We start from the raw sequence: 2500 nt of genomic DNA, 5'->3' as shown, positions 1-2500 counted from the left end.
GGGGGGACCGGTGAAATCCCCTCTGAATCCGGCGGCACCATCCGCCAAGGCTAAATACTCCCAAGAGACCGATAGTGAACCAGTACCGTGAGGGAAAGGTGAAAAGTACTCCGAACAGGAGGGTGAAATAGACCCTGAAACCGTGCGCTTACAAGCGGTCGGAGCCACTTTGTGTGGTGACGGCGTGCCTTTTGCATAATGAGCCTACGAGTTGCTCCTCACTGGCAAGGTTAAGTTCTTCAGGAACGTAGCCGGAGCGAAAGCGAGTCTGAATAGGGCGATACAGTCAGTGGGGGCAGACGCGAAACCCTGTGATCTACCCATGGCCAGGTTGAAATTGTAGTAAGATACAATGAAGGACCGAACCAGTATACGTTGAAAAGTGTTTGGATGAGCTGTGGGTAGGGGTGAAAGGCCAATCAAACTGGGAAATAGCTCGTACTCCCCGAAATGCTTTTAGGAGCAGCGTCGGTCACGAGTCTGTCAGAGGTAGAGCTACCAATTGGACTAGGGGGCCTCCAAGCCTACCAAATCCAGATGAACTCCGAATGCTGACAGATGCTCACCGGCAGTGAGGGCATGGGTGCTAAGGTCCATGTCCGAGAGGGAAACAACCCGGACCTTCGGTTAAGGTCCCTAAGTATACGCTAAGTTGAACTAAGGCGGTCCAGCTGCATAGACAGCCAGGAAGTTGGCTTGGAAGCAGCCATTCTTTTAAAGAGTGCGTAACAGCTCACTGGTCGAGCGGCAGGGCATCGATAATAATCGGGCATCAAGCGTATCACCGAAACCAAGGCAGGTATTTATATCTGGGTAGGGGAGCATTCCAAGTGCGACGAAGTTGTGGGGCGACCCACAGTGGAGCGCTTGGAAAAGCAAATGTAGGCATAAGTAACGATAATGCGGGCGAGAAACCCGCACGCCGATAGACTAAGGTTTCCTGGTCAACGCTAATCGGACCAGGGTTAGTCGGGACCTAACGCGAACCCGAAAGGGGTAGTGGATGGACAACGGGTTAATATTCCCGTACCCGATTATCATAGTGATGGGGCGACGGAGAAGTGAAAGTCCTGCGAGCTGACGGAATAGCTCGTTGAAGGGCGTAGGTATAGGACCGGTAGGCAAATCCGCCGGACCTGCTGAAACCCGACAGTATGGCGATCCCCCGCGGAGAGCCAATATGGACCTAATCAGACTCCCAAGAAAAACCTCTAAGCGTTTAAATGATAATCGGCCCGTACCGTAAACCGACACAGGTAGTCAAGGAGAGAATCCTGAGGCGCTCGAGTGATTCATGGCTAAGGAACTAGGCAAAATGACCCTGTAACTTCGGGAGAAGGGGTGCTTCCTCGCGCAAGCGAGAAGCCGCAGTGAAGAGGTCCAGGCGACTGTTTAACAAAAACACATGGCTCTGCGAAATCGAAAGATGATGTATAGGGCCTGACACCTGCCCGGTGCCGGAAGGTTAAGGGGGGGCGTTAGACTTCGGTCAAAGCGCTGAACTGAAGCCCCGGTAAACGGCGGCCGTAACTATAACGGTCCTAAGGTAGCGAAATTCCTTGTCGGGTAAGTTCCGACCTGCACGAATGGTGCAACGATCTGGACACTGTCTCGGCCATGAGCTCGGTGAAATTGTAGTAGCGGTGAAGATGCCGCTTACCCGCAACGGGACGGAAAGACCCCGTGAACCTTTACTACAGCTTCACATTGGTATTGGGTAAATGATGTGTAGGATAGGCGGGAGACTGTGATCCTGCGTCGCCAGGCGTAGGTTAGTCGTCCTTGAAATACCGCCCTTTATTTATCCGGTGCCTAATCCGGAAACGGAGACATTGTGTGGTGGGTAGTTTGACTGGGGTGGTCGCCTCCAAAAGAGTAACGGAGGCTTCCAAAGGTTCCCTCAGCATGGTTGGTAATCATGCGCAGAGCGCAATAGCACAAGGGAGCTTGACTGTGAGGCCTACAAGCCGAGCAGGTACGAAAGTAGGGTATAGTGATCCGGTGGTTCCGCATGGAAGGGCCATCGCTCAAAGGATAAAAGGTACTCCGGGGATAACAGGCTGATCTCCCCCAAGAGCTCATATCGACGGGGAGGTTTGGCACCTCGATGTCGGCTCGTCACATCCTGGGGCTGGAGAAGGTCCCAAGGGTTGGGCTGTTCGCCCATTAAAGTGGCACGCGAGCTGGGTTCAGAACGTCGTGAGACAGTTCGGTCCCTATCTGTTGCGGGCGTTGGAAATTTGAGAGGACCTGTCTTTAGTACGAGAGGACCGAGATGGACGAACCTCTGGTGTACCGGTTGTGCCGCCAGGCGCATCGCCGGGTAGCTATGTTCGGACGAGATAAGCGCTGAAAGCATCTAAGCGCGAAACTCGCCTCAAGATGAGATTTCCTTTAAGGGTCGTCAGAGACGATGACGTCGATAGGCCGCAGGTGTAAAGCCCGAAATGGCAAAGCCGAGCGGTACTAATTGCCCATAAGCTTTCCGAACACTCCGTTT

The 2500-nt window shown here is 53.4% G+C and carries 1 rRNA gene (cut by a window edge); it reads left to right on the top strand.

Features of this window, described 5'->3' with window-relative positions:
- A 23S ribosomal RNA gene (locus AABK39_RS27620) occupies positions 1-2490 on the top strand (it extends 396 nt beyond the left edge of the window).
- Positions 2491-2500 lie beyond the last annotated feature (10 nt).

Source organism: Fulvitalea axinellae (assembly GCF_036492835.1).
GTDB classification, from domain to species: domain Bacteria; phylum Bacteroidota; class Bacteroidia; order Cytophagales; family Cyclobacteriaceae; genus Fulvitalea; species Fulvitalea axinellae.
Note: the sequence above shows the minus strand (reverse complement) of the source record. Positions and strands in the feature narration are given on the sequence as shown.